Below are 2,633 nucleotides of genomic sequence, written 5' to 3'. Positions count from 1 at the left end.
GGAGAAGGGCGTGGACCTCTCGGCGCTGACGGGCACCGGCGTCGGCGGGCGGATCCGCAAGGAGGACGTCCTCGAGGCGGCCGCCAGGGCGGAGGCGGAGCGCGCGGAGCGCGAGAAGGCCGCTGCGGCGTCCGCGGCCGCTCCCGCCGCCGCTCCCGCGGCCGCAGCACCGGCACGGGCGGCGGAGCCGCCCGCCGTGTCGCCGCTGCGCGGGACCACCGAGAAGGCCAGCCGCCTCCGCCAGATCATCGCCGAGCGCATGGTCGACGCGCTCCACTCGATGGCGCAGCTGACGACGGTCGTCGAGGTGGACGTCACGCGGGTGGCGCAGCTCCGTACCCGCGCGAAGGACGACTTCCGGGCCCGTGAGGGCGTGAACCTCACGTTCCTGCCGTTCTTCGTCCTCGCGGCCACCGAGGCCCTCAAGGCCCACCCGAAGGTCAACGGTGTGCTCGAGGGCAACCAGATCACCTACCACGGTCACGAGAACGTCGGCATCGCGGTGGACACGGAGCGGGGCCTGGTCGTCCCGGTCATCCGCGGCGCCGGGGACCTCAACCTCGCGGGGATCGCCCGCAAGATCAACGACCTCGCGACCCGGACCCGGGGCAACAAGGCGACGCCGGACGAGCTGAGCGGGGCCACCTTCACGGTGACCAACACCGGCTCCGGTGGCGCGCTGTTCGACACCCCGATCGTCCCGGGCGGCACGTCGGCGATCCTCGGCACCGGCGCGATCGTCAAGCGGCCGATCGTGGCCACGGACGAGTTCGGCAACGAGTTCGTCGCGATCCGCTCGATGTGCTACCTCGCGCTGTCCTACGACCACCGGCTCGTGGACGGGGCCGACGCGTCCCGCTACCTCATGGCGGTCAAGAAGCGGATCGAGGACGGGGCGTTCGAGTCCGAGGTCGGCCTCTGAGGCTCCGACCACCGGGCGCCGCCCGTCCCTGACAGGACACGGCGCACCGAACCCGACGAGGGGTCGCACCGCCACGCGGGGCGACCCCTCGTCTGTGAGGTGCCTGGCAGGAGGCGGGTTGGTGCCCCCGGCCCGCCGCGCACGCTCCTAAGGTGTGCCCATGCGCGTCATCATCGCCGGGTCCCACGGGCTCATCGGCTCCGCCCTCGTCCGCCACCTCCACGAGGGTGGCCACGACGTCGTCCGCCTCGTCCGTCACGAGGTCCGGGGCGCGGACGAGATCGCCTGGGACCCCGACGCGGGTCGCCTGGACGCCGCCGACCTGGCCGGCGCGGACGCCGTCGTCAACCTCGGCGGCGCGGGGGTCGGCGACCGCCGGTGGACCGCCGCGTACCGGCGCACGGTGCTGCAGTCGCGCACCCGGCCCACGTCGCTCCTGGCCCGCACCCTCGCCGAGGTGGACGGCGGCCCGCGGGTCCTCCTCCAGGGCTCCGCCGTGGGCTTCTACGGGGACCGCGGCGAGGAGGTGCTCACGGAGGCGTCGCCCGGTGGCACGGGCTTCCTCGCCGACGTCGTCCGCGCGTGGGAGGACTCCACCGGCGCAGCGGTGGACGCCGGCGTCCGCGTCGCCCACCTGCGGACCGGGATCGTGGTCTCCCGGTCGGGCGGCTCGTTCGGCCGTCTCCTGCCGCTGCTGCGGCTGGGCGTGGGCGGGCCGCTGGGCTCCGGGCGCAACTACTGGCCCTGGATCACGCTCGTCGACCAGGTCCGGGCCATCGAGCACCTCCTGACCGCCGAGGTCGCCGGAGCGGTGAACGTGGTCGGGCCGGAGCCCGCGCCCCAGGGCGAGGTCGTCCGCGCGATCGCCCGCGAGCTGCACCGCCCCGCCGTCCTCGCGGTCCCCCGCTTCGCCCTCCGCATCGCCGTCGGGGAGTTCGCCGACGACATCCTCGCGTCCCAGCGGGTGCTGCCGGAGGTCCTCACCGCCTCCGGCTTCACGTTCACGCACGCCGACCTCGCCGCCGCCGCCCGGTGGGTCACGGGCCGCTCGGGCTGAGGTCCCGGGCCGCGCGGGCTGAGGTCCCGGCGCACGGCGGCACCGACGGCACCGCGTCGCGCGGTACCGCGGGGCCGCCCCTCACCCGTCCACCGGCGGGCCGGGCCCCGCGCCGGAGCGCCCCTCACCCGTCGGACGGCTGGTCGGCCCCTTCCCCTCCCGTCGCGCCGGCGGGGGCTGCGGCGACCTCCCTGACCCGCCAGGTACCCGCGTCCGCGGTGAGCGACAGCACCACGCCCCGGGCCGGCGTCGCGGTGGTCCCGCCCTCCTGACCGACCGCGGCCACGAGGAGCACGCGGTGCCCCTGCGGGTCGGCCGGCAGGGCCGCGACGTGCTCGACACGGACCTCCAGGGGTCGGGCCTGGGAGTCTCCGGGCACCCGAGTTGTCGAGCCCGGATCTTCTGCCCCGGCTCCCGCGTGCAGGCCGGCGAACCGGGTCAGGTCCGCCAGCGCGGCCGGCGAGCCGGGCACCGTGACGCTCAGGAGCCGCAGCAGGTCGCCCTCGGCGAGCGCCGCGGCGCGAGCCCGCGTGAGGACGACGACCTCCGCCTCGAGGCGGGCGCCCGGTCCGGGCTCACGGTACGGGGCGGGGTCCTGCGTGCGGGGGCCGGCCTCGCCGTCGGCGAGCCCGCTCCGCGGCCCCTCGCCGGCGA

Annotated in this window: 3 protein-coding genes; 2 read left to right on the top strand and 1 reads right to left on the bottom strand. The window is 76.5% G+C overall.

Annotation, left to right across the window (positions count from 1 at the left end):
* Both sucB and N866_RS03040 read left to right on the top strand, forming a co-directional pair.
* Window positions 1-922 (top strand): 2-oxoglutarate dehydrogenase, E2 component, dihydrolipoamide succinyltransferase (gene sucB / locus N866_RS03045; RefSeq protein WP_034222445.1); only part of this gene is annotated, 922 nt, incomplete at its 5' end.
* Window positions 923-1,082: 160 nt separating this feature from the next.
* Window positions 1,083-1,979: a TIGR01777 family oxidoreductase gene (locus N866_RS03040; RefSeq protein WP_034222444.1), complete on the top strand. Its 897-nt coding sequence runs from the start codon at window positions 1,083-1,085 to the stop codon at window positions 1,977-1,979.
* Window positions 1,980-2,103: 124 nt separating this feature from the next.
* Here the strand turns inward: N866_RS03040 and N866_RS21255 are convergent.
* A partial coding sequence (locus N866_RS21255; RefSeq protein WP_034222443.1) for a hypothetical protein occupies window positions 2,104-2,633 on the bottom strand: 530 nt, incomplete at its 5' end.

This window comes from Actinotalea ferrariae CF5-4 (genome assembly GCF_000603945.1).
In the GTDB taxonomy this organism is placed as follows: Bacteria; Actinomycetota; Actinomycetes; order Actinomycetales; family Cellulomonadaceae; genus Actinotalea; species Actinotalea ferrariae.
Note: the sequence above shows the minus strand (reverse complement) of the source record. Positions and strands in the feature narration are given on the sequence as shown.